Below are 386 nucleotides of genomic sequence, written 5' to 3' on the forward strand. Positions count from 1 at the left end.
CATCACTCCTTTTTTCTCTTTAAAAGGACAAACAAAGCTACCTGAATTATCTCCATATCTGTCTAGTTTTGCCCCTTTTTTTAGAGTGATTTCTTTTGGTTTAGGTGGAATTTTATAGCCATCATCATCAGGATATTTAATCTTACCATTTTCACCAATATAATCAGAACTTCTAGGTTTTGGAGTATCTTTAGGCCATATTCCATTATGTTTATAAAGATGAACTTCTTTATCACTTACCTTACCTTTTTTATTTTCATTTTCCAAATATAAAAGCATTTTTGCTTTCTCTTTGCTTTTTTGTGCCGCTCCTAATTTATCTCCTATCCCTTGCCATCTTATCCTATCATACTTAATCTTAGCAAGAGGACTAGCTTGTATTTTAG

The 386-nt window shown here is 31.9% G+C and carries 1 protein-coding gene; it reads right to left on the reverse strand.

The annotated features are described in order from the left end of the window. A partial coding sequence (locus AJ884_RS09680; RefSeq protein WP_222545636.1) for a hypothetical protein occupies positions 1-386 on the reverse strand: 386 nt, incomplete at both ends.

Origin of the sequence: Campylobacter sp. BCW_6463, from assembly GCF_001762785.1 — a bacterium.
Taxonomy (GTDB): Bacteria; Campylobacterota; Campylobacteria; order Campylobacterales; family Campylobacteraceae; genus Campylobacter_D; species Campylobacter_D jejuni.